Source organism: Mesorhizobium sp. M7D.F.Ca.US.004.03.1.1 (assembly GCF_003998635.1).
In the GTDB taxonomy this organism is placed as follows: Bacteria; Pseudomonadota; Alphaproteobacteria; order Rhizobiales; family Rhizobiaceae; genus Mesorhizobium; species Mesorhizobium loti.
The window spans coordinates 1-1,854 of the sequence record NZ_RZQG01001074.1; the positions used below are offsets into that span (position 1 = coordinate 1).

General features: G+C 64.5%; 3 protein-coding genes. 2 read left to right on the forward strand and 1 reads right to left on the reverse strand.

Features of this window, described 5'->3' with window-relative positions:
• Both EN935_RS34005 and EN935_RS34010 read left to right on the forward strand, forming a co-directional pair.
• The coding region (locus EN935_RS34005) for a peptidoglycan-binding domain-containing protein (RefSeq protein WP_127374122.1) at nucleotides 1-586 on the forward strand (586 nt) is incomplete at its 5' end.
• A gap of 69 nt (nucleotides 587-655) precedes the next feature.
• Entirely contained in the window at nucleotides 656-1,003 is a 348-nt protein-coding gene (locus EN935_RS34010; protein WP_056580674.1) for a DUF1491 family protein, read from the forward strand.
• On the opposite strand, the gene EN935_RS34015 is transcribed toward EN935_RS34010, so the two are convergent.
• Nucleotides 981-1,854, reverse strand: an 874-nt coding sequence (locus tag EN935_RS34015) for a hypothetical protein (protein WP_127374123.1), incomplete at its 5' end; no start/stop codon positions are given. The genes EN935_RS34010 and EN935_RS34015 overlap by 23 nt on opposite strands.

Here is a 1,854-nt window from a genome sequence, read left to right on the forward strand (position 1 = left end):
ACCTGAGACGACGTTCAACATCGTGCGGCCATCCGGCGCGCCGGCGCCGATCAAAGGCGATCCGGTGGTCGAGCAGGTGCAAGGCATACTGAAGAATCTCGATTTCTACCCCGGAACGGTCGACGGCATTTCCGGGCCCAACACGCGCAAGGCCATCCAGGCCTATCAGCAGAAGGTCGGGCTCAACGCGTCCGGCGAGATCGACGCGCTTCTGTTGGATCAACTGGGCGCGACGCCGAAAACCGCTTCCGTCGTACCCAGACCGCAGCCGCGTCCGGATATGCCGGCCGCTGTTCCGGTGTCTTTGCAGACAAATTCGGGGCAGACAAATTCCGGGCAAGCGACTTCAGGGCAGGCGAATGCCGCCGATCCGAATGTCGCGACGCAGGCGCCCGATGCCCGCATCGTCAAGATCCAGGCCGGGCTCAAGGCGTTCGGCAATGACGACATGCAGCTGGACGGCGTCGTCGGCGCGCGCACCAAGGCGGCGATCAAGGAATTCCAGTCGCTGTTCGGGCTGCCGCAAACGGGCGAGCCCGATGAGATCGTCTACGTCAAGATGCGCGAGATCGGCCTGACCAACTGACTGGGAAATGACAGCTCGCCGAGCAGCGGAAATATCGATAGACAGCCGCACGCCTTCCGGAGTTGTCTCATGCGCGTCACCTCAGATCTGTGGGTTTCGGCCCTACTGCGCCGGGTTTTCGGCGCCGGCGGATTTGCCGCCGTGGTCAAGCGGGGCGCAACCGAAGCCGGCGCTGTTTTCGTCCTGGCGCGGGGCAGGCTGGGCGAGGTTGCCCTGTTCGGACCGGCGCCGCAGACAAGCTACGATTCGGCCAAGCCCGACGACCGGTTTTTCAGTCTGCTCGGGGCCGGTGACGATGCCGCCGTACTCGATGCCAGGCTGGAAAGGGAGAAAAAATTCGATCCCGACATCTGGGTGGTCGAGATCGAGGCCGGCACTGTGCCCGTCGAGGAACTTATTTCCGTGAAGACGCCCTGAGGCCGGAGGTCTCGGCCGCATCGTCGCTGTTCGATGCCATGCGGGTGTCGCTGTTTGCCGGTGCGGCGTCGCGAACCACCCTCGAGAGGGTTTCGGCTTTCCAGTACCGTACCTTGTCCAGGGCGACATCGCGATGTAGCAGGCGGTAGCGGTCGAGGAAGGTGCGGATGGCTTGCGGATGCGGGAATTGCGCTGGGTAGACGGCTACGGTGATCAGGAAGGCCCTGTCTTCGCTGAGGTCTAGCGAGCGCAGTGCCGCAAGCAGCGACGCGTAGTTCTGGTTGGCGGTGAGCGATCGTGCGATCGAGAAATCGATATCGAGCGCATCGGCGAGCGCGGTCTGGAAGAACGCGGCGTTTCCCGTCAGCGCTGTCTCGCGCAATTTCACATAAGTATCGGCGCCCGTAAAAGGATCGGCGGTCGCCGCTGCCGCCTCGTCGCCCGTGCGCATCATCGAGCGCAGCCTGCGCCGTGCATTCTCGGCTGCGATGCCGAGCGCCTGTTCTCGGGCGGACTCGTCGGAGGCCGTTTCCGTGCGCACCGGCACGATCTCGTCTGCTGCGATGGCTTTCGCATCCGGTTCCCGCACGCGCACCAGGCTTGGCCTTTCCAGCGCCCTGATCAAATCGGCGATGGTCGGGTTCAGGCCCTTGCGGCGTGCAATGGCGCGGGCATGCGGCAGGCCATGTCGCCCGATCAGCGCGATGAGATCGATGTCGCTGACGGCGCGGGAGCGGATGAGCAGCGGCGCGGCAATGTCGACCGGTTCCTCGCAGAGACGGCGCACCAAAGCGGCGGGGGCGTATTCGCATTCGGAAAGGGCGGCCGCCACGTAACGGCGAGATTCGACG

Excerpts from the sequence above, each read along its gene's own strand:
- EN935_RS34010 (WP_056580674.1), top strand. The coding sequence starts at position 656 with ATGCGCGTCACCTCAGATCTGTGGGTTTCGGCCCTACTGCGCCGGGTT.